Genomic DNA, 234 nt, shown 5'->3' with positions numbered 1-234 from the left:
AGCGAATGGCCCCATTTGGGGACTTCGAGAAACTCCGAAAGAAGGTGCTCTAGCGTTGAGTCACTGCGCGTCTGACGCAATTCATGTATCTTGTCGATTTGCTCCTTTTGGATGATAGGCGGCAAAGGCGCGCGCACAACAAGCGTGTAGGCATACCAAAGGCAGAAATCGCGGTACACGACTGACGCGACGTCGGCGACACGCAGGCTCGAGCGATTCTCAAATAGTGCGAAG

Annotated in this window: 1 protein-coding gene; it reads right to left on the bottom strand. The window is 54.3% G+C overall.

Annotated elements, in window-relative coordinates:
* Positions 1 to 234, bottom strand: a 234-nt coding sequence (locus Q5L94_RS14160; protein WP_317498984.1) for a hypothetical protein, incomplete at both ends; no start/stop codon positions are given.

It is taken from the genome of Idiomarina sp. Sol25, assembly GCF_033052775.1.
GTDB lineage: Bacteria > Pseudomonadota > Gammaproteobacteria > Enterobacterales > Alteromonadaceae > Idiomarina.
Note: the sequence above shows the minus strand (reverse complement) of the source record. Positions and strands in the feature narration are given on the sequence as shown.